General features: G+C 63.6%; 14 protein-coding genes and 2 tRNA genes. 9 read left to right on the top strand and 7 right to left on the bottom strand.

Features of this window, described 5'->3' with window-relative positions; all coding sequences use genetic code 11:
• Nucleotides 1-96: 96 nt before the first annotated feature.
• The 4 genes from ilvC to ilvD all read right to left on the bottom strand — a co-directional run bounded on the left by ilvC (nucleotide 97) and on the right by ilvD (nucleotide 5,745).
• Complete coding sequence (gene ilvC / locus MUN23_RS17665; protein ID WP_058932075.1) at nucleotides 97-1,122, bottom strand: ketol-acid reductoisomerase; 1,026 nt, start codon at nucleotides 1,120-1,122, stop codon at nucleotides 97-99.
• 100 nt (nucleotides 1,123-1,222) lie between these two features.
• A complete protein-coding gene (gene ilvN, locus MUN23_RS17660; RefSeq protein WP_011692379.1) occupies nucleotides 1,223-1,735 on the bottom strand; it encodes an acetolactate synthase small subunit in 513 nt (170 codons plus the stop codon).
• Nucleotides 1,736-1,737: 2 nt separating this feature from the next.
• Nucleotides 1,738-3,645, bottom strand: coding sequence for an acetolactate synthase large subunit (locus tag MUN23_RS17655; RefSeq protein WP_248760095.1), 1,908 nt, complete (start codon nucleotides 3,643-3,645; stop codon nucleotides 1,738-1,740).
• A 378-nt stretch (nucleotides 3,646-4,023) separates the two neighbouring features.
• Complete coding sequence (gene ilvD / locus MUN23_RS17650) at nucleotides 4,024-5,745, bottom strand: dihydroxy-acid dehydratase (protein ID WP_248760093.1); 1,722 nt, start codon at nucleotides 5,743-5,745, stop codon at nucleotides 4,024-4,026.
• A 208-nt stretch (nucleotides 5,746-5,953) separates the two neighbouring features.
• Between ilvD and MUN23_RS17645 the strand changes: the two genes are divergently transcribed.
• The 3 genes from MUN23_RS17645 (at nucleotide 5,954) to MUN23_RS17635 (ending at nucleotide 8,525) form a co-directional block, all read left to right on the top strand.
• Nucleotides 5,954-7,192, top strand: coding sequence for a hypothetical protein (locus tag MUN23_RS17645; protein ID WP_248760092.1), 1,239 nt, complete (start codon nucleotides 5,954-5,956; stop codon nucleotides 7,190-7,192).
• A complete protein-coding gene (locus MUN23_RS17640; protein ID WP_248760091.1) occupies nucleotides 7,146-8,333 on the top strand; it encodes a PQQ-dependent sugar dehydrogenase in 1,188 nt (395 codons plus the stop codon). Before MUN23_RS17645 ends, MUN23_RS17640 begins: the two co-directional genes overlap by 47 nt.
• A 116-nt stretch (nucleotides 8,334-8,449) precedes the next feature.
• Nucleotides 8,450-8,525: transfer RNA gene (locus tag MUN23_RS17635), tRNA-Lys, on the top strand.
• Nucleotides 8,526-8,796: 271 nt separating this feature from the next.
• Here MUN23_RS17635 and MUN23_RS17630 read toward each other — a convergent pair.
• From MUN23_RS17630 to MUN23_RS17625, 3 genes are all read right to left on the bottom strand, one after another.
• Nucleotides 8,797-10,485, bottom strand: coding sequence for a family 16 glycosylhydrolase (locus MUN23_RS17630; protein WP_248760090.1), 1,689 nt, complete (start codon nucleotides 10,483-10,485; stop codon nucleotides 8,797-8,799).
• A 39-nt stretch (nucleotides 10,486-10,524) separates the two neighbouring features.
• Nucleotides 10,525-10,653 carry a hypothetical protein gene (locus MUN23_RS23495; RefSeq protein WP_256468641.1) on the bottom strand — a complete coding sequence of 43 codons (129 nt, stop codon included), beginning with the start codon at nucleotides 10,651-10,653 and terminating at the stop codon, nucleotides 10,525-10,527.
• Nucleotides 10,654-10,812: 159 nt separating this feature from the next.
• Nucleotides 10,813-11,268, bottom strand: coding sequence for a MarR family winged helix-turn-helix transcriptional regulator (locus MUN23_RS17625; RefSeq protein ID WP_058932071.1), 456 nt, complete (start codon nucleotides 11,266-11,268; stop codon nucleotides 10,813-10,815).
• A 95-nt stretch (nucleotides 11,269-11,363) separates the two neighbouring features.
• On the opposite strand from MUN23_RS17625, the gene bcp reads away from it, so the two are divergent.
• From bcp to MUN23_RS17595, 6 genes are all read left to right on the top strand, one after another.
• Nucleotides 11,364-11,837: a thioredoxin-dependent thiol peroxidase gene (gene bcp, locus MUN23_RS17620; protein ID WP_248760089.1), complete on the top strand. Its 474-nt coding sequence runs from the start codon at nucleotides 11,364-11,366 to the stop codon at nucleotides 11,835-11,837.
• Nucleotides 11,838-11,997: 160 nt separating this feature from the next.
• Nucleotides 11,998-12,079 (top strand) — tRNA-Leu (locus tag MUN23_RS17615).
• Nucleotides 12,080-12,340: 261 nt separating this feature from the next.
• The gene (locus tag MUN23_RS17610; protein ID WP_248760088.1) at nucleotides 12,341-13,012 is read left to right on the top strand and encodes a fasciclin domain-containing protein; all 672 of its coding nucleotides are present in this window, start codon (nucleotides 12,341-12,343) and stop codon (nucleotides 13,010-13,012) included.
• A 196-nt stretch (nucleotides 13,013-13,208) separates the two neighbouring features.
• A complete protein-coding gene (locus tag MUN23_RS17605) occupies nucleotides 13,209-14,831 on the top strand; it encodes an ABC transporter substrate-binding protein (protein WP_371876043.1) in 1,623 nt (540 codons plus the stop codon).
• 79 nt (nucleotides 14,832-14,910) lie between these two features.
• On the top strand, nucleotides 14,911-16,413 hold the full coding sequence (locus MUN23_RS17600) for a malate:quinone oxidoreductase (protein ID WP_248760084.1): 1,503 nt from the start codon (nucleotides 14,911-14,913) through the stop codon (nucleotides 16,411-16,413).
• Between the two features lie 79 nt (nucleotides 16,414-16,492).
• Nucleotides 16,493-19,741: an efflux RND transporter permease subunit gene (locus tag MUN23_RS17595; protein WP_248760082.1), complete on the top strand. Its 3,249-nt coding sequence runs from the start codon at nucleotides 16,493-16,495 to the stop codon at nucleotides 19,739-19,741.
• Nucleotides 19,742-19,805: the final 64 nt, after the last annotated feature.

The raw sequence follows: 19,805 nt of genomic DNA, 5'->3' as shown, positions 1-19,805 counted from the left end.
ATGGAACAAGTCTAGGCGGACGGAAAGGCCGGGCTCACATTGTTAAGTGAACCCGGCCTCATGATGGCACCCCGGGGGGGCACCGGCACAGCAGACTTAGCGGGCTGCGGAGCCCTCTACGTAGTCCTCGTCCGTCTGCTGCCAGGCGAACAGGGAGCGCAACTCGCGGCCAACGGCCTCGATCGGGTGCTGCTCAGCCTTGGCACGCAGGGCCTTGAACTCTTCGCCGCCGTTGTCCTGGTCGTCGATGAAGCGCTTGGCGAACGCGCCGCTCTGGATGTCGGCGAGGACAGCCTGCATGTTTTCCTTCACCTCGGGGGTGATGACGCGCGGGCCGGAGACGTAGTCGCCGTACTCTGCGGTGTCGGAAACGCTCCAGCGCTGCTTGGCGATGCCGCCTTCCCACATGAGGTCAACGATGAGCTTGAGCTCGTGAAGGACCTCGAAGTAGGCGATCTGCGGCTGGTAGCCGGCTTCGGTCAGGGTTTCGAAGCCGTACTGGACCAGCTGGGACACGCCGCCGCAGAGGACGGACTGCTCACCGAAGAGGTCGGTTTCGGTCTCTTCGGTGAAGGTGGTCTTGATGACGCCGGCGCGGGTGCCGCCGATGGCCTTGGCGTAGGACTTGGCCAGGTCCCAGGCTGCGCCGGTGGCGTCCTGCTCCACGGCGATGATGTCAGGGATGCCTCGGCCGGCTTCGAATTCGCGGCGCACGGTGTGTCCCGGAGCCTTCGGGGCGATCAGGATGACGTCAACGCCCTCCGGTGCCTCGATGTAGCCGAAGCGGATGTTGAAGCCGTGGGCGAAAGCCAGGGCCTTGCCCGGGGTCAGCTTGTCCTTGATGGAGTCGTTGTAGATCGAGCGCTGGTACTGGTCCGGTGCCAGGATCATGATGACGTCGGCCCATTCGGCGGCGTCGGCAACGGTCAGGGCCTTGAAGCCGGCTTCTTCGGCCTTGGCGATCGACTTCGAGCCTTCCTTGAGGGCGATGACAACCTCGACGCCGGAGTCGCGCAGGTTCAGCGCGTGGGCGTGGCCCTGGGAGCCATAGCCAACAATGGCAACCTTGCGACCCTGGATGATCGACAGGTCGGCGTCGTCGTCGTAGAACATTTCAGTCACTTGGGTAACTCCTCTTGAGTGATTCACTGGGTAATTAGTCTGGGGTGTTGCGGTACTGCACGGGCATTGCGCCGCAGGCGGGGCCGTGCCCCGCCTTTAGCTAAGCGCTGCGCAAAGCCCTGTCACTCATGGAGCGGGATCCCCGTCCAACGGCCAGGGTGCCGGACTGCACAATTTCGCGGATGCCGAAGGGCTCAAGCACTGAGAGCAGCGCCGTGAGCTTTTCGGGGTGGCCTGTTGCTTCAATGACCACGGAGTCTGTGGAGACGTCAACCACTGAAGCACGGAACAGGTCTGCAGCCTGGGTCACCTGCAGACGAGTCGCGGCATCCGCACGTACCTTGACCAGGATGTGGTCTCGCTGCACGGAAGATTCGGAGGTGAGCTCAACAATCTTGATCACGTTGATCAGCTTATTGAGCTGCTTGGTGACCTGTTCAATCAGGTCACCGTCGGCGTCGACGACGACGGTCATCCGGGACATGCCCGGAACTTCCGTCGGGCCCACGGCCAGGGAGTTGATGTTAAAGGCGCGTCGGGCGAACAGGCTCGCGACGCGGGTCAGTACACCGGGCTTGTCTTCAACCAGAACGGACAATGTGTGGCGGGTCATGTTCAGTCCTCCTCTTCCCATTCCGGGGTCATGTTGCGGGCAACCTGGATCTGGTCGTTGCTCACGCCGGCGGGCACCATCGGCCACACCATGGAGTCGGGGCTCACCACGAAGTCGATGACCACAGGGCGGTCATTGATTTCGAGGGCCTTCTGGATGGTGGCATCAATGTCCTCGTCCCGCTCGCAGCGGAAGGAGGCGCAGCCGTAGGCCTCCCCCAGCTTGACGAAGTCCGGGATCCGGACGGTCTCGTGGCCGGTGTTGAGGTCCGTGTTGGAGTAGCGGCCCTCGTAGAACAGGGTCTGCCACTGGCGGACCATGCCCAGCGAGGAGTTGTTGATGATGGCAACCTTGATGGGGATCTTGTTGATGGCGCAGGTGGCCAGTTCCTGGTTGGTCATCTGGAAGCAGCCGTCGCCGTCGATGGCCCAGACCACACGGTCTGGCTCCCCCACCTTGGCGCCCATGGCAGCCGGTACGGCATAGCCCATGGTGCCGGCGCCGCCGGAGTTCAGCCAGGCGTGCGGGCGCTCGTACTTGATGAACTGCGCAGCCCACATCTGGTGCTGGCCAACGCCGGCAACGTAGATGCCTTCGGGGCCGGTCAGTGCGCCGATGCGTTCGATGACGCGCTGCGGGGCGCTGAGCCCGTCCTCCGGCTCCGTCCAGCCCAGCGGGTAGGTGTCCTTGAGGTTGTTAAGGAACGCCCACCAGGTGGTGAGGTCCGGCGTGCCGGCGGCTTCGAACTGCGAGCGGACAGCCTCGGTGAGCTCGGGGATGATTTCCTTGACGGATCCCACGATCGGCACGTCGGCGGTACGGTTCTTGGAGATTTCGGCGGGGTCAATATCCGCGTGGATCACCTTGGCGTTCGGCGCGAAGGTCTTCAGGATGCCGGTCACCCGGTCATCGAAGCGTGCGCCGAGCGTGATGAGCAGGTCGGACTGCTGCAGCGCGGTCACGGCGGAAACGGTGCCGTGCATGCCCGGCATGCCCACGTGCTGCGGGTGGGAATCGGGGAACACGCCCCGTGCCATCAGGGTGGTGACAACCGGGGCGCCGGTCAGTTCCGCCAGTTCGCGGAGTTCCGCGGCAGCATGCGCCTTCACCACACCGCCGCCCACGTAGAGCACCGGCTTGGTGGCCGATGCGATCAGCTTGGCTGCTTCGCGGACCTGCTTGTTGTGGCCGCGCGTCACCGGGCGGTAACCGGGGAGGTCGATCTTCGGCGGCCAGGAGAAGGTCATCTGACCCTGCTGGGCGTCTTTGGCGATGTCCACGAGGACCGGTCCCGGACGTCCGGACGAGGCCAGGTGGAAGGCCTCCGCCATAACGTGCGGGATGTCGTTGGGGTTGGTCACCAGGAACGAATGCTTGGTGATCGGCATGGTGATGCCAACAATGTCGGCCTCCTGGAACGCATCGGTGCCGATCACACCGCTGGATACCTGGCCGGTAATGGCCACCATCGGCACGGAATCCATGTGGGCATCCATGATGGCGGTAACGAGGTTGGTGGCACCGGGTCCCGAGGTGGCGATACAGACGCCCACCCGGCCGGTAACCATGGCATAGCCTTGCGCGGCGTGGCCGGCTCCCTGTTCGTGACGGACCAGTACGTGATTCATTCTGGAGGCCATCAAGGGGTCATAGGTAGGCAGGATCGCGCCACCAGGCAAACCAAAAATATCGTCGACGCCGAGTTCTTCGAGCGATCGGACAATAGCTTGCGAGCCGGTCATCACCGTTGGGGGTACAACGTTGTTCGGCCCAAGGACAGGAGAGACAGCGGCAAGATCAGCGACGACGGCGGCCTGGTCAGCCGTACGGTCGGCGCGTTCCGGAGCCTTGGGGGCTCCAGCGGACTTAGTAGCCATCAGCGAGGGGCTGATCGGCGATCCTTTGCTCATCGGACTCTTCCTTGTGGATCATCTGTGTACTCGGAAATGCGGAAATAAAAAAACCCCTCAGCCTGGCGGCTTTTCGAGGGGTTGCGCGTGACGGTTCGTTACCAGTCGGGCTAGTGAGCCACGCGCTTGGTAAGGACGACGGCTGCATCTGCAGCGGCGCAGCTGGTAACGAATGCGATCATGCGTTCAGTTTTCCCTCTGTGTGAGATACATGTCAACGAGGACTGTGCGCATCTCACAGTGTGGACACCATTGTCCACTGGTTGGCCACGTTCCCCAACTGGGTCGCAGTAACTGTAGTTATGAGCGCTCATAACGACAGTTGCTGCTACCCAGTTGGGCTCAACCAGCGGCCGGAGGTTGAGCAACGAAACCGTGCTACCCGCAGTATGCGCCCGTGGAGGCGCTGTGGACCAGCTTGGCGTACTTGGCGAGGACACCCTTGGTGAACTTGGCTGGGAGGGGCTCCCAGCCGATCTTGCGGGATTCGAGCTCGGCCTCACCAACCAGCAGGTCGAAGCTGCGGGCCGCGATGTCCACGCGGATCCGGTCCCCGTCCTTGACGAAGGCGATGGGGCCGCCGTCGACAGCTTCCGGTGCCACGTGGCCTATGCAGAGGCCTGTGGTTCCGCCGGAGAAACGGCCGTCAGTGAGGAGCAGGACGTCCTTGCCGAGCCCCGCGCCCTTGATGGCGCCCGTGATGGCGAGCATCTCGCGCATGCCGGGGCCTCCCTTGGGGCCTTCGTAGCGGATGACTACAACGTCGCCGGCCTTGATCAGGCCCTCATCCAGGGCGGCCAGGGCACCCTGCTCGCGCTCGAAGACGCGGGCAGTGCCCTCGAAGACGTCGGCGTCGAAGCCGGCACTCTTCACCACAGCACCCTCGGGCGCCATCGTGCCGTGCAGGATGGTGATGCCGCCGGTCTTGTGGATCGGGTTGTCCATGGCACGGAGGATCTTGCCGTCGAGGTCCGGCGGGTTGATCGCAGCGAGGTTCTCGGCCACGGTCTTGCCTGTGACGGTGAGGCAGTCGCCGTGCAGCAGGCCGGCGTCGAGCAGTGCGCGCATGATGACCGGCACGCCGCCGATCTTGTCAACGTCCGTCATGACGTAGCGGCCGAAGGGCTTGAGGTCACCCAGGTGCGGGATCTTGTCGCCGATGCGGTTGAAGTCCTCCAGGTTCAGCTCGACTTCAGCTTCGCGGGCGATGGCCAGGAGGTGCAGGACGGCGTTGGTGGAACCGCCGAATGCCATGGTGACGGCGATGGCGTTTTCGAACGCCTTCTTGGTCATGATGTCCCGGGCGGTGATGCCAAGGCGGAGCAGGTTGACCACTGCCTCGCCGGACTTGCGGGCAAATTCATCACGACGGCGGTCTGCCGAGGGCGGGGCGGCGGAGCCGGGGAGGGACATGCCCAGGGCTTCGCCGATGCAGGCCATGGTGTTGGCGGTGTACATCCCACCGCAGGCGCCTTCGCCGGGGCAGATGGCCTTTTCAATACGGGTCAGGTCTTCGAGGCTCATCTTGCCCGCGGCGCATGCACCGACGGCTTCGAAGGCGTCAATCAGGGTGACTTCCTTTTCGGAGCCGTCCTCAAGCTTGACCCAGCCCGGCATGATGGATCCGGCGTACAGGAACACACTGGCCAGGTCCAGGCGGGCGGCAGCCATGAGCATGCCCGGCAGGGACTTGTCACAGCCGGCGAGCAGGACGGACCCGTCGATGCGCTCGGCCTGCATGACGGTTTCCACGGAGTCGGCAATGACCTCACGGGAAACGAGCGAGAAGTGCATGCCTTCGTGGCCCATAGAGATGCCGTCGGAGACGGAGATGGTGCCGAACTGCATGGGGAAACCGCCACCTGCGTGGACACCTTCCTTGGCGCCCTGGGCCAGCCTGTTCAGGGAGAGGTTGCAGGGAGTGATTTCATTCCAGGAACTCGCAACGCCGATCTGGGGCTTCGCGAAGTCGTCGTCGCCCATGCCGACTGCGCGGAACATACCGCGCGCGGGGGCGGCATGGATCCCGTCAGTGACGACCCGGCTGCGGGGTTTGATGTCGATCTTGTTCTCGGTTGCTGTTTGGGTGTCCTCACTCATGGGTCAAAGTCTATGACTCCGATCGGGACGCCAACGACCCGAACAGCCCGTTTGGCCCATTTTCAGGAATATTTCGATCAAATGGTGGACTCCCGTCTCAAATTTTGAGACTGGCCCTTACCGGTCCGCCGGAACCTAGACAGTCCCGTTCGCGCCGACGTACCGTCAGGGAACGGCAACCATGCCATCCGGACTGAAGGGCCCTGCTATGGATTTTGTCTTCTGGATTATCCTCATCGTGCTGATCGTAGGCGTTGTGTGGTGGCTACTGAACCGCAGCAACTCCTCGAGCACCAGCGACGCCACGCCGATCCGGGCGGACGGCGGCCTCGCCGGAGGAAGCGCAGCCGCCTCGGCCGAAGCCGCGGGCACGGCGGGCATCCCCAGCGCTGCGGGCTTCGGCGCCTCTGAGCCGCCACCACCGACGACGGCGGACGAGGCGCCCGAGCGGTCCAGCACGGCAGAACCCCAGGAAGCCGTCGCCGGGCACAAAGCCGGCGGTGAAGAAATCAGCGTTGAAAAAGACGCCAGCGTCGGGCAGAACGTCGTCGCTGAACCCGACGTTGCCGGTTCCACTGCTACTGCTGGTGCCACAGATACCGCTGGTGCCACAGACACTTCTGGTGCCGAAGATGCCGCTGCAGCTGATGCACCGGAACGCCCGTCCGCCGAAGAACTGTCATCCCCCGAGTCGGCTGGCTCTGCGGAACCCGGTCGACCTGAGCAGCCGGCTGGGCAAGAGGAGCTTGCTCGCCCGGAGTCGATAGCAGCCCAGGAACCTGGCAGCAAGGAGAGTGTGAGCCGGCAGGCAGACGAAGCCGAGTGGGAAACCCAGTGGTCAGAGGCAAGCGCACCAGCCCAACCCGCCGCCAGCCACCGGCCGGCAGGCGACGCGTCCACCGTAATTGCCGACACCCCAACGTCCGTAGCACCACCGGCCCAGGGCGCCGGATTTGTGCATCACCCGGAATACACGGAGCCCCATGCACCCACGCTGCCCGGCGCAGAAACGGCCGCTGCGGAAGCTGAATCTGAAGCCGCTGGTATGCAACCCGAAGTGGCCGCCGATTCAGCCCCGCCCACGGCAAGCGCGGCTCCCGTGCAAGCTGCGGGATCCATGGATGCCGCGGTAGCCACAGAGGCTGCAGTAGCCACAGAGGCTGCTGAAGCCCGGATCATGGAGCCGGCAGCCGTGGCGGACTACGAAGCTGCACCGGAACCGACCGGGCATCTGGCCGCGGACCAGCCCTACGGCGCCGGTTCGGCGTCGCCCGGCCCGGACGGCAGCGGCCCTGCGGATTTCGACGTCAAGGCCGACGCCGGAGCGATGGTCTATTACGAGGAGGGGCATCCGGACTATGAGCAGACGAAAGCCGACGTCTGGTTTGAGTCGGCGGCCCATGCGGAAGCTGCCGGCTTCCGGGCTCCCCGGCGGACCCGTATCTGACCGGACGCAAGCATCCTTTCGGGCCTCCGCGGCGGCCAAGCCCACCGCGGGCGCCTTCGTAGTGTGCCTGGCCGTTCTGCTGTCGGGCTGCACGGGGGACGCCACCGATGCCCCCACCGGCAGCATCACAGGAACCGGGACCAGCACAGGAAACGGGATCGGGACCGGCCCGGGTAACGCCACGCCGCCGGAGGTCGTGGCGCGGCTCGATCTCCAGCTCGACATTCCCTGGGCCGCGGTATTCCTGCCGAACGGGACCGCCATCATCTCCGAGCGAGACTCAGCTCAGCTGAAGGCTGTCCGTGATGGCAAGGCGGCCACCATCGGCCAGGTCCCCGGCGTTGCTCCTGGCGGTGAGGGAGGCTTGCTGGGATTAGCCCTCTCCCCCGGCTTTCCGTCCGACAACTACCTTTACCTGTACTTCACCTCGGCACAGGACAACCGCATCGCCCGGCTGAAGCTGATGGAACAGCCTGACGGATCCCTAGACCTTGGCGACCCCGAGATGGTCTTTTCCGGAATCCCGAAGGCATCAACCCACAATGGCGGCCGGATCCGCTTCGGCCCGGACGGGTTCCTGTACGTGGGCACAGGCGACTCCCAGCGCCGCGAACAGCCACAGGACCGCAACGCTCTGGGCGGGAAGATCCTGCGGCTGACTCCGGAGGGTGACCCCGCACCTGGCAACCCTTTCGGCAATGCCGTGTACAGCCTGGGGCACCGAAACGTCCAAGGACTGGCGTGGGACAGTGCCGGCCGGCTCTGGTCCAGCGAGTTCGGCCCGGACGTCAACGACGAGCTCAACCTCATCGAGCCGGGAGCCAACTACGGCTGGCCCGCAGTAACCGGCGCACCGCACCGGGAGGGGTACCGCGACGCGAAGGTGGTTTGGCCTTCGACGGCGGACTCCTCACCCAGCGGCCTGGAAATTGCCGGGTCGACGGCCTACCTCGGCGCCCTGCGCGGCCAACGCCTCTGGACGGTGTCCTTGTCCGGCGAGGAGGCAAGCGCTCCTGTGGCCTATTTCACACGCGAATACGGCAGGATCCGGGACGTCATCCGGACTCCCGACGGCGGCTTCTGGCTGCTCACCAACAACAAAAACCCTGATTTTGTGCTAGTTCTGGCCCCTCACGGCTGAACCTGGGGAGCATCGGGGCCTCGATTTCACATGGGTCGGAAGTTCGTGTAGAGTTTCATGTCGTTGCGGAGATCAACCGGGAAAGAAAAAGCCCGGAAGGTCACCACATAAGAGATGCACCTCTAGCTCAATTGGCAGAGCAATTGACTCTTAATCAATGGGTTCCGGGTTCAAGTCCCGGGGGGTGCACCAAAGAAACCCCGTCTTCATGGCCACAAGCCGTGAAGACGGGGTTTCCTTTTTGCCCCTCGATCGCTGTGGGGTATCTACGGGCTATTTATTCCCTGCTGCTCCGGGGAAAGCGCTGGGACACGTCGACATCACAGCCGACTGCCGCGAGACTCCGAATCCAACCACCTTTCAGTTCCGTGAAAGAGCTGGAAGAATCTATGGAACACTAGCGTGCGGAATGTGGCGGTACGTCCCTCATGGTGCCCGAACCCGCGGGACCGGAACCGAGGAATTAGCCATTGCTTCGAGACCCGCTGTCAGTCTGCATTCCGCCAGACACGGGACGGAAATCCCACGTATAAGAGCCATCAGCCTTGAGGCTCATCCGTAGGTGACCCCAGGTGTCGCTAAACTTCCGCTGCACATAAGAGGGGCTGCTGGTAAACGCCCGGAGGCCGATTCCACCAGTGGACACCTGAAATTGCTGCATCCCGTCCGCAACGCACTGGTCCTCGTTGTTTATCGGGCAGGTCCGCTCATAATTGTGCTGTGAGCCGGACAGCAACACACGAACGCGGTTCGCCCAGAACACGTCAATCCACGGCTTCGCCTTAAGGAAGCGGGTATGGCTCGATGTGTTGCTGGTGAAATACGGATCATGGTAGATAACCGCCAGATGCTTTCCAGCGGCCTTCGCCGCTTTCAGGTTGGCATCCATCTCCGAGGTCATCGCTTGCGCCCGCGTAGCGTTATAACGCCATGTGGCCGTAGGCGCTACAAGAATGTGCCAGTTACCCTTGTCGAACGAATACCAATCAAGAGCGTCTTGGAACCGTACAACATCGGAGCTGGTCGCGCTCTTCACCGTGGAAACGCACTGCCCATCCATGTACCGGTCAACGTCGTCATTCTCGCCGGGTTCAACATCATGATTCGGGCCAGCGGTCCAGTACGTCTTGGCCTTAGCCGGACCCCATAACTGGTTGTAAGCCTCGAGCGCGGTACAGGTGCCGTTGTCATACTGGAAATCGCCCAGCGCAAAGAAGTTGTCCAGCGAACCGTCGTTGAGACCGGCGATGATACTAGCCGCGTTCTTACCACTGTGCGACGTGGCCGACGTGTTACCCGCAGGGTTTATATCCCCGGTGGCGGCGAACTCAAACGACTCACCGGATTGCGGCAGAGTTAGAGTAGTATCGGCTGCCGCATAGACGCGAACCCAATCCACTCGCATCTCGCCAGCGCCGTTCGCAGTGCTGTCTGGGAACCAGTCCAGTTGTAGTGTCTGGTGCATCGAGCCGGGAGGCTGGTGCGCGGAGTTGTTGTCCTCAAACCACTTCACCCCATCGATGTAGCCGACCATCCCATTCGGAGACCAGTCAACCGCGTAGTTGTGGAACTCACCAACGTCCAGAGCCTTGGACGCCGACGTCAATGAGTTCGAACATCCATAGTGGTGGAAGAACTTGATGACGTTCCAGTCACCCATCGTCTCCGCGTAGTTAACTTCGCCGTCACACGGCCAATTCCCACTATCCGGCCACAGGATCGACACCATGTGGTACTCATTGTCACCCGATCCTGCCGCGCGGACCTCCCACCGGCCGTACGTCTGCCGCGCAAACTTCGCGCTCATTCCAGCGGTCGTGCCGTCCGGTGTTCCAGTCATGACCATTTTGGAACCGTCTACCGTGACCTGCTGGGGACTCCGAATGCCATTCCCCGCGTGCCCGGCACTGTTGTACACGGACCACTTCGCGGCGTCCGGTGCGCCGGTGTAATTGAACTCGTCGCCAGCGGTCGGCGTGCCCCAGTTCAGATCTGTCGCGGCCGAGCCTGTCGTTGGCGTAGTAGGCGTCGGCGTGGCTGATGCTGATGTGGCGGCCGGCGCCGCCTCCGTTACTGCCGGTTGAGTTGAAGGGCCCGAGCAGCCGGCCAGGAAGATTGCCGCCACCCCAAGGGCGACCAAGTGTTTCCGCATACGTCAGATGATAAGGGCATCGCGCGGCGAGACCAATGGCTAGATGCCGCTGATGATGTTGAAGAGTTCATCAAGGAACTCCGCCGCGTCAGCGGTTTCCAGGACAAGGTCCTGGAAACGGGAGACGATCCAGCCCTCAGCCGCTGCAGGTCCTTGTGAAGCCACCATCGATGCACCTCCTGAAAGTGCGCCCTGAACCGCTGCAAAATCACGCGGCCAAGACGCCCACTTCTTGACTTTCCCGTCTCAGGTACAACCAAAAAAGGCACCACCACTGCGGAATTTGCAGTAATGGTGCCCGTCAGATTTACCGGATTCCCGGGATTGCTAGCTGAGCGGGGCACCGTCCACCAGGGCGCGGGTTGACGGCGAGGCGAACTGGCTGGCCAGCTCCCTGACCACAGCCTGGAGCTCCTGCCGCAGGGCGTCAGGGTCAATAGTTGCCGCGGCAAGCACCGAGCGTTCCATCTCAACGGCTGCGGCTGCGGCTTCCCGTCCGCTGTCCGTGAGGGACACCACCTGGCTGCGGCGGTCCGAGGTGCTGCGGACGCGGGCAATGTGGCCGTGGGACTCCAACCGGCTCAGGGTTTTACCCATGGTCTGGGCCTGAACGCGCACATATTGGGCGAGTTGGGCCTGTGTCATCGGCCCCTGTGCTGAGAGGACTTCGATAGCGATCACGCCGGCGTGCGTCAGTCCGATGGCGCTTAGCTTTTCGTTCCAGGAGTGTTCTACGAGGCGTGCCGCAGTGGACAATAGGCGCCCAGTGGGCCAGCGATCCATGTCAGGCATACCAGCAAGTATAGCTAAGGCTGGTTAGCACCGGTCGTGGATGCTTACTAAACTGGTGTGTTCCGCCTGCAACGAGGAGATTAACAGTGGCTGACAGACTCTTGACCGGCGACGTGGCGCCCGGCTTCACCCTGAAGGATTCGTCGGGTAAAGACGTCAACCTGGCTTCCGGCCACAGCGGCAGCACCATCGTGTATTTCTACCCAGCCGCCGCCACCCCCGGCTGCACGAAACAGGCCTGCGATTTCCGCGACAGCCTGGCATCCTTCACGTCGGCCGGTTATCGGGTCCTGGGCGTCTCCCCCGATTCCGTGAACAAACTTGCTGCCTTTGCCGCCAACGAGGAGCTGAGCTTTCCGCTGCTTTCAGACGAGGACCATGCCGTGGCCGAGGCCTATGGCGCCTGGGGCGAAAAGAAAAACTACGGGCGGACCTATGAAGGACTCATCCGCAGCACTGTGGTGATCGATCCCGAGGGCAAGGTGGCGCTGGCCCAATACAACGTCCGGGCCACCGGCCACGTGGCAAAACTGCGGCGCGACCTCAAACTCGACGAATAACGCATCATGCAACGCCTGGGGAGGCGCCGGCCCCTGACGGCGGGATCCGGCTGACCGGAACCCCGCCTGCCCGAGGCTACAATGGAAACTGGCATCCGCCGTCGTACGTTTTTCCGTTGGCCATCCGGCCACCGTCGAAGACTGCGGCAGCAACTGCCAAGCGCGAGTGGTGAAATTGGCAGACACGCAGGATTTAGGTTCCTGTGCCTTCGGGCGTGGGGGTTCAAGTCCCCCCTTGCGCACACTGAGACAGAGATCCCGGGCCCACAGGCCCCGGGATCTCTGTCATTTAACTGTCATTCGGCTGCGGCGGACTGCCGCGTTTCCCACCGGTTTTCGCTAATTTCAAAAACTCTTGACGATCCACCCATCCGTTTCCGTGCACCGGCCGAATACCCATTGAGACACCAGCCAAGGGCAGGTGCCCAACAGTCGGAAAAGGCCACGCGGCAGGCAGAAAGTCTGCAGCAGGGAAGAAATCGGCACAAACAAGGAGAACCGAAATGCAGTCATTCAAGCGCACATCCCTCACCGTCGCAGGCGTTGCAGCTGCAGCCCTGTTGAGCCTCACCGCTTGCGGTGGAACCGCGACAACAACCCCGAGCTCCTCGGCTCCGGCCGCCGCACCGTCAGCAACGAAGATGGCCCCGTCACCGTCCGCCAGTGCCAAAGCCATGGATCCGGCCGCAAACCTCGTTGGCGCAGGCTGCGCCGGCTACGCAGAGAAGGTCCCCACCGGGGCAGGCTCGGTTGCCGGCATGGCACTTGACCCGGTAGCGGTCGCGGCATCCAACAACCCCATCCTGACCACCCTCACGGCAGCTGTCTCCGGCAAGCTGAACCCGAAGGTTGACCTGGTTGACACCCTTAACGGTGGCGAGTTCACGGTCTTCGCTCCGGTGGATGACGCCTTCGCCAAGATCGATGCCGCCACCATCGAAACGCTCAAGACGGACGATGCCCTGCTGAGCAAGATCCTGACCTACCACGTGGTCCCCGGCCAGATCACCCCGGACAAGATCGCCGGCACACACGCCACGGTCCAGGGCGGATCGGTCACCGTGACCGGCAGCAAGGACGCCCTCATGGTTGATGGCGCCAGCGTGATCTGCGGCGGCGTCCAGACCAAGAACGCCACCGTTTACCTGATCGACTCGGTGCTGATGCCCAAGTAGTCCGGCTTTCAAGCCCAGAGGCCTGTTCCGCACCCGGAACAGGCCTCTGGCGTGTGTCCAGGGAGCACCGGGGTGTGTCAACTAGACTGTGTCCTTGGCCCGCAGTCCGCGGCGCCGGCCAGAAGCAGCCAGAGGTGATAGACGAGTGCCCAGCAGTACTTCGCGGCGAACGGTCATCAAGACCGGCGCCGTTTTTATGGCGTTAGGCCTGACCTCCTGTACCGGCAACCCACCGCCTTCGCCCTCGGCAACGTCTCCTTCGACGGCGCCCGCCGGCGCTGAACCCACCGAAACGTTCACGTTCGGCACGGCGTCCCAGCCCCTCGGCCTGGACCCCGCGCTCTCGAGCGATGTGGAAAGCTACCGGATCACCCGGCAGATCCTCGAAGGCCTGGTGGGTGTGGACCAGACCACGGGCAAGCCCACGCCGCTGCTGGCAACGGAATGGTCCGAGGAAAACGAAGGCCGCTCGTACACGTTCAGACTCCGCAGCGGCGTCTCGTTCCAGGACGGCACGCCCTTCAACGCCGACGCCGTATGTGCCAACTTCAACCGCTGGTTCGCCTTCTCGTCGGAACTGCGGCGGCAGGCGCCGGGAAGCTCGTTCAAGAGCGTGTTCAAGGCACATTCCGACGACGCTGTGCTCTCCATTTTCAAGAGCTGCACGGCCCTTTCCGCTGACACTGTCCGGATCGACCTGACCCAGCGCTTCACCGCGTTCCTCCAGGCGCTCACCCTGCCGGCGTTCGCCATCGCATCCCCGGCCGCCCTGACAGCGGGCACGGCGGATGTCCTGGATCAGACCCGGGGCGGAAACCCGGTCTCCCGGTTCGCTACCAACCCCGTCGGCACAGGACCGTTCAGCCTGGACGCCTGGGACGAGGCAAGTGTCCGGCTCATCAGCCACAAAAACTACTGGGGTGACCGCGGGCAGATCTCCACCATTAATTTCGTCACGTACGACCACCCCCAGACGCGGCTTCAGGCCCTCCTGGACGGCAAGATCGACGGCTACGACGCCGTCACGGTGGGCAACTTCGATCAGCTGGTCAAGCGGGGCATGCAGATCGTCCAGCGTGATCCTTTCTCGGTGATGTACCTGGGCATCAACCAGGAAATTCCGGTCCTGCAGAACGAAAAAGTGCGGCAGGCCATTGAGCTGGCCATCGATAAGGAAACCCTGATCCGCAAGTTCTTCATCGACAACACCGCCAAGGCCTCACAGTTCGTTCCTCCGAAGATCAGCGGTTTCAATAACGACGCTCCCGCGCTGGGCCACGATCCTGTCAAGGCCAAGGCCTATCTGACCGAGGCCGGCTACACCGGGGAAGAGCTCAGGTTCTACTATCCGCTTAACGCCACGCGCCCGTATCTGCCCACGCCGGAGAAAATCTACGCCGAAATCAGCAGGCAACTGACCGCCGTCGGCTTCAACATCAAACCCGTCCCGGTGGACTGGTCCGAAGGCTATCTCCAGAAAGTGCAGTCACCCGGAGACCACGGGCTCCACCTGCTCGGCTGGAATGGCGCGTATGCCGATGCCGATAACTTTGTGGGCCCGCTGTTCGGCGAAAAGAACGGCGAATTCGGCTACCAGGACCCGCAGGTCTTCTCCAAGATCAACCGTGCCCGCGGCCTCCCTGCCGGCAAGGAACGCGACGAGCAGTACCACACCATCAACGCCCAGATCGCGGCCACTGTGCCGGCGGTTCCCATCGCCTTCCCCATCTCGGCACTCGCACTCTCGGACCGCGTCAGCAGCTACCCGGCGTCCCCGGTACTGAGTGAAGTTTTCACAAAGGTACAGCTAAAGCCTTGACGGCCCGGCCCAATTTCAGTATGCGGGCCGCCCGGGGATATTCTTTGACAGCCAGAGCCGCTGCTATCGGAGACTGATTGTGACCTTCATATCCAAGACCCAACATGCCGACGTCGTACTGATTGGCGGCGGCATCATGAGCGCCACGCTCGGGGCATTCATCAAGCAGCTTGAACCGAACTGGACTATCTCCCTGTTCGAACGTCTGGACCAGCCCGGGCTGGAAAGCTCCGACCCCTGGAACAATGCAGGAACGGGCCATGCCGCCCTGTGCGAGCTGAACTACTCCCCCGCAGCCAAAGACGGCTCGGTGAACCCGGCCAAGGCCCTGCTCATCAACGAACAGTTCCAGCTGTCCCGCCAGTTCTGGTCCCATCTTGTGGAGGAATCCCTGATCGGCTCGCCGAAGGGCTTCATCAACACCGTTCCGCACATGAGCTTTGTCATCGGCGAGGACAACACCAAATTCCTCAAGACCCGCTACGAAGCGCTCAAGCCCCACACGCTGTTCCGCAGCATGGAGTACGCCGAGGACCACGCTCAGATCGCCAAATGGGCGCCGCTGATCGTCAGAGGCCGCGACGCCAAGCAGCGCATCGCCGCCACGCGGGCCACCGAGGGGACTGACGTCGACTTCGGGGCACTGACCCGTGAGCTCACCACCTACCTCGGGAACAACGGCGTCGAAATCAACTACGGCCATGACGTCAGCGGCATCTCCAAGGCGTCCGACGGCGGCTGGGACCTTTCGATCAAGCACCCGGCTTCCGGGGAACACGGCAAGATCCACGCCAAGTTTGTGTTTGTAGGCGCCGGCGGCGGCGCCCTGCATCTCCTCCAGGCCTCCGGCATCCCGGAGAGCAAGGGCTTCGGCGGCTTCCCCGTGTCCGGCCAGTTCTTCCGCTGCACCGACGAGAAACTCGCCGCCCAGCACAGCGCCAAGGTCTATGGCCAGGCTTCGGTGGGCGCGCCGCCCATGTCAGTCCCGCACCTTGACACCCGGTATGTCGACGGGAAGCGTTCGCTCCTGTTCGGCCCCTATGCCGGCTTCTCCACCAATTTCCTGAAAAACGGCTCGTACCTTGACCTGCCGCTGTCCATCCGTCCCAGCAACATCATCCCGATGCTGGCAGTCGCCAAGGACAACATGGACCTCACCGCGTACCTCGTCAAGGAAGTTGCCAAGCGCCACGGGGACAAGGTGGAAGCGCTGCGCGAGTACTACCCCGAAGCCAAGGACGGCGATTGGGAGTTGATCACCGCCGGCCAGCGTGTGCAGATCATCAAAAAGGACCCGAAGCGCGGCGGCGTGCTGCAGTTCGGCACGGAAGTCATCGCCGGACGCGACGGCACCATCGGAGCGCTTTTGGGTGCGTCGCCCGGCGCTTCCACAGCGGTGCCCATCATGATTGAGCTGCTGCAAAAGTCCTTCCCCAAGGACTTCAAGGGCTGGCAGGGCAAGCTCAAAGACATGATGCCGGGCTACGGCGTGAAGCTGGATGAGAATCCGGATCTGGCTGCCGAGCTCGAGACGGCAACGGCCAAGGCATTGCAGCTGGAGAGCATCTCCGCCAACCACTGACGCCCGGCATTCCGGCCGGCAGGCCCGGCTGGACGGTCCGGACCGCAGGAGTCCGTCAACCCCACAGGAGAGACACGCGATGTTCCGGCTGGCACAACTTTCATTGGCAAACCGGGCGCTGATCGCGCTGATCACCGTCTTCGCGACGGTGTTCGGCGTGATCACCATGTCATCGCTGAAACAGGAACTCATCCCCTCCATTGAGTTCCCGCAGATCACGGTCCTCTCCGCCATGCCCGGCGCGTCGCCCGAGGTGGTGGACAAGCAGGTCAGCGCACCGCTGGAAACCGCCCTGAACGGCGTCGAAGGCCTGGAGTCCACCTCCTCGACGTCACGCAACGGCGTCTCGCAGATCTCCATGGTGTTCACCTACGGGACAAACCTCGACCGCGCCCGGAACCAGATCGACCGGGCCATCTCCAACGCCAAGCGCTCCCTGCCGGAGGACGTGCAGCCGCAGGCCATCGCGGGCAGCATCAGCGACTTCCCCATCGTGTTCCTGGCAGTGTCCTCGGACAAGCCCCTCAGCGAACTGAACGCCGACCTGGCACGCCTCTCCGTTCCCCGGCTCCAGAAGATCGACGGCGTCCGGGGAGCCGACGTGACCGGCGGCGCCACCCAGCACATCGAGATCCTCCCCCGGCCCGAGGCGATGGCCGCCACGGGCACCACGATCGAGTCCATCCGGAACGCCCTCTCCAACAACGGCGCGCTGATCCCGGCCGGGACCATCCAGGAGCAGGGCAAGACGCTATCCCTCCAGATCGGCAGCCCGGTGGATTCCCTGGATGCCATCAAGGCGCTACCCGTGGGCGGAGCCAAGGATGCCGCGACGATCGGCACGGTGACCGACGTTAGCCTGCGGGATGACGAACGGACCTCCATCACGCGGACCAACGGCCAGGAAACGCTGGCGGTGTCCGTGACCAAGAAGCCCGAGGGCGACACCGTGGGAATCTCCCACGCCGTGAACGACTCGTTGGCGGCCCTTGAGGCTGAGCTGGGGTCCAACGCAAAGTTCACCGCCGTGTTCGACCAGGCCCCGTTCATCGAGAAGTCCATCAAGGACCTCACCACCGAGGGCCTGCTCGGGCTGGGCTTCGCTGTCGCCGTCATCCTTGTTTTCCTGATGTCAGCCCGCTCCACCCTTGTTACCGCGGTCTCGATTCCGCTGTCGCTGCTGATCACGTTCATTGGCCTGTCCGCGACAGGCTATTCACTGAACATCCTGACCCTGGGCGCGCTGACCATTGCGATCGGCCGGGTGGTGGACGACTCGATTGTGGTGATCGAAAACATCAAACGCCACCTCAGCTACGGGGAGGAGAAAGTCCCCGCGATCCTCACCGCAATCCGGGAGGTTGCCGGCGCAATCACCGCCTCCACCTTGACCACCGTGGCGGTCTTCCTGCCCATTGCCTTCGTGGGCGAGCTCGCCGGCGAACTCTTCCGGCCCTTCGCCCTGACAGTCACCATGGCGCTGCTGGCGTCCCTGGTGGTATCGCTGACCATCGTTCCGGTCCTGGCCTACTGGTTCCTCAAGAGCCCTGCCGGTTCCGCCGCCGGTTCGGCCGCTGCAGGTTCGCCCGCTGCCCGCGAAGCTGCCGCCCGTGCCACTGCCGCCGCCCGTACCCAGGCACAGGAAGCCGAACAGAAAAGCCGGCTGCAACGTGCCTACCTGCCCGTCCTCAGCAAGACCCAGAAGCACCCGGTGCTGACCCTGGTCGCCGCCGTTCTGGTGCTCGGCGCCACGGCCGCCATGACGCCGCTGCTTTCGACCAACCTACTGGGCGATTCCGGCCAGAACAGCATGACTGTCCGCCAGGTGATGCCCGCGGGGACAAGCCTGGCCGACACCAGCGCAGCCGCCATCAAGGTCGAGGACGTCCTGCGGGGCATCGAGGGTGTCAAGAATGTCCAGCTCACCTCCGGAAACGCGCAGGCAGGTTTTGCCGCCCTGACGTCTTCCGGAGCCGCCAACTCCACGTTCACGGTGGTGACGGATGAAAAGGCCAAGCAGGCAAAGCTCCAGGAAACCGTCCGGACCGAAGTGGGCAAGGTAGCCGGTTCCGGGAAAATTACCGTCGGCACGCAGGGGGGTGGCTTCGGGACATCCTCCACGGTGGACATCACCATCAAGGCGGCAACGTCCGAGGACCTCCGGACGGCCAGTGACGCCATGGTTCAGGCCATGACCGGCGTGCCGGAGACCAGCGAGGTGACAACCAACCTCGCGGCCAGCCAGCCGGTAGTCCAGGTCAAGGTTGACCGGGCCAAGACCGCGGCAGGCGGGCTCAACGAGGAACAGGTAGCCGGCGTCCTGGCTGCCACCGTCAGCCCCATCCCCGCCGGTACGGTCCGGATCGACACCAACGATTTTCCGGTCCAGATCGGCAAGGGCACCCGGTTCACCAGCATCGACGCGGTGCGCAACATCGCACTCCCTGCATCCGGCGCCCCTGTCACCCTGGGCAGCATTGCGTCCGTGGAACAGGTGGACGTGCCGGTCTCCATTACCGCCAGCAACGGCCAGCGGACCGCCAAAGTGTCAGTCACGCCGTCGGGCTCCAACCTTGGTGCGGTGAACGCGGAGGTGCAGAAGCGCCTCACGGAGGTCAGCCTCCCCGCTGGCGTCACCGCGGAACTCGGCGGCGCCACCACCCAGCAGGCCGAGTCCTTCCAGCAGCTGGGCCTGGCGCTCCTCGCGGCGATCGCGATTGTCTACGTCATTATGGTGGCCACGTTCAAGTCGCTGATCCAGCCCCTGATCCTGCTGGTATCCGTCCCGTTCGCCGCGACAGGCGCCGTCGCGCTGCTGCTGGCCACGGGTGTTCCGCTGGGCCTGCCGTCCCTGATCGGCATGCTGATGCTGGTGGGGATTGTGGTGACCAACGCCATTGTGCTCATCGACCTCATCAACCAGTACAGGCAGCCACGGGACGGCCGCGGCGGGATGAGCGTGGCGGACGCAATCACCCATGGCGCCAGGCAGCGGCTCCGCCCCATCCTGATGACCGCGCTGGCCACCGTTTTCGCCCTGACACCCATGGCGCTTGGCCTGACCGGGGGCGGTGGCTTCATTTCGCAGCCGCTGGCCGTGGTGGTGATCGGCGGCCTGGTTTCTTCCACGGCGCTGACCCTGGTGCTGGTTCCCGTGCTGTACCGGCTCGTGGAGGGGCGGCGGGAAACAAAAGCGCTGCTCCATGCCATGCAGCAGCGCCCGGAGTTTGCGGAAGCGGACGACGTCGATGCCGAGTTCCGCGACTGGACCACCGGTATGGTGCCCCGCGTCAGCGGCCGCCGCGCCGCTCCGGGCGACCCCCAGTAAGCCTGGAATATTCTCGCCGGGGAGGCGTTATATCCGTCGATACATGCAAATGCATGAAAATCGG

This window comes from Pseudarthrobacter sp. SSS035 (assembly GCF_023273875.1).
In the GTDB taxonomy this organism is placed as follows: Bacteria; Actinomycetota; Actinomycetes; order Actinomycetales; family Micrococcaceae; genus Arthrobacter.
The sequence above is the reverse complement of the archived record's forward strand: the minus strand, read 5'-3'. Positions and strand labels throughout refer to the sequence as shown.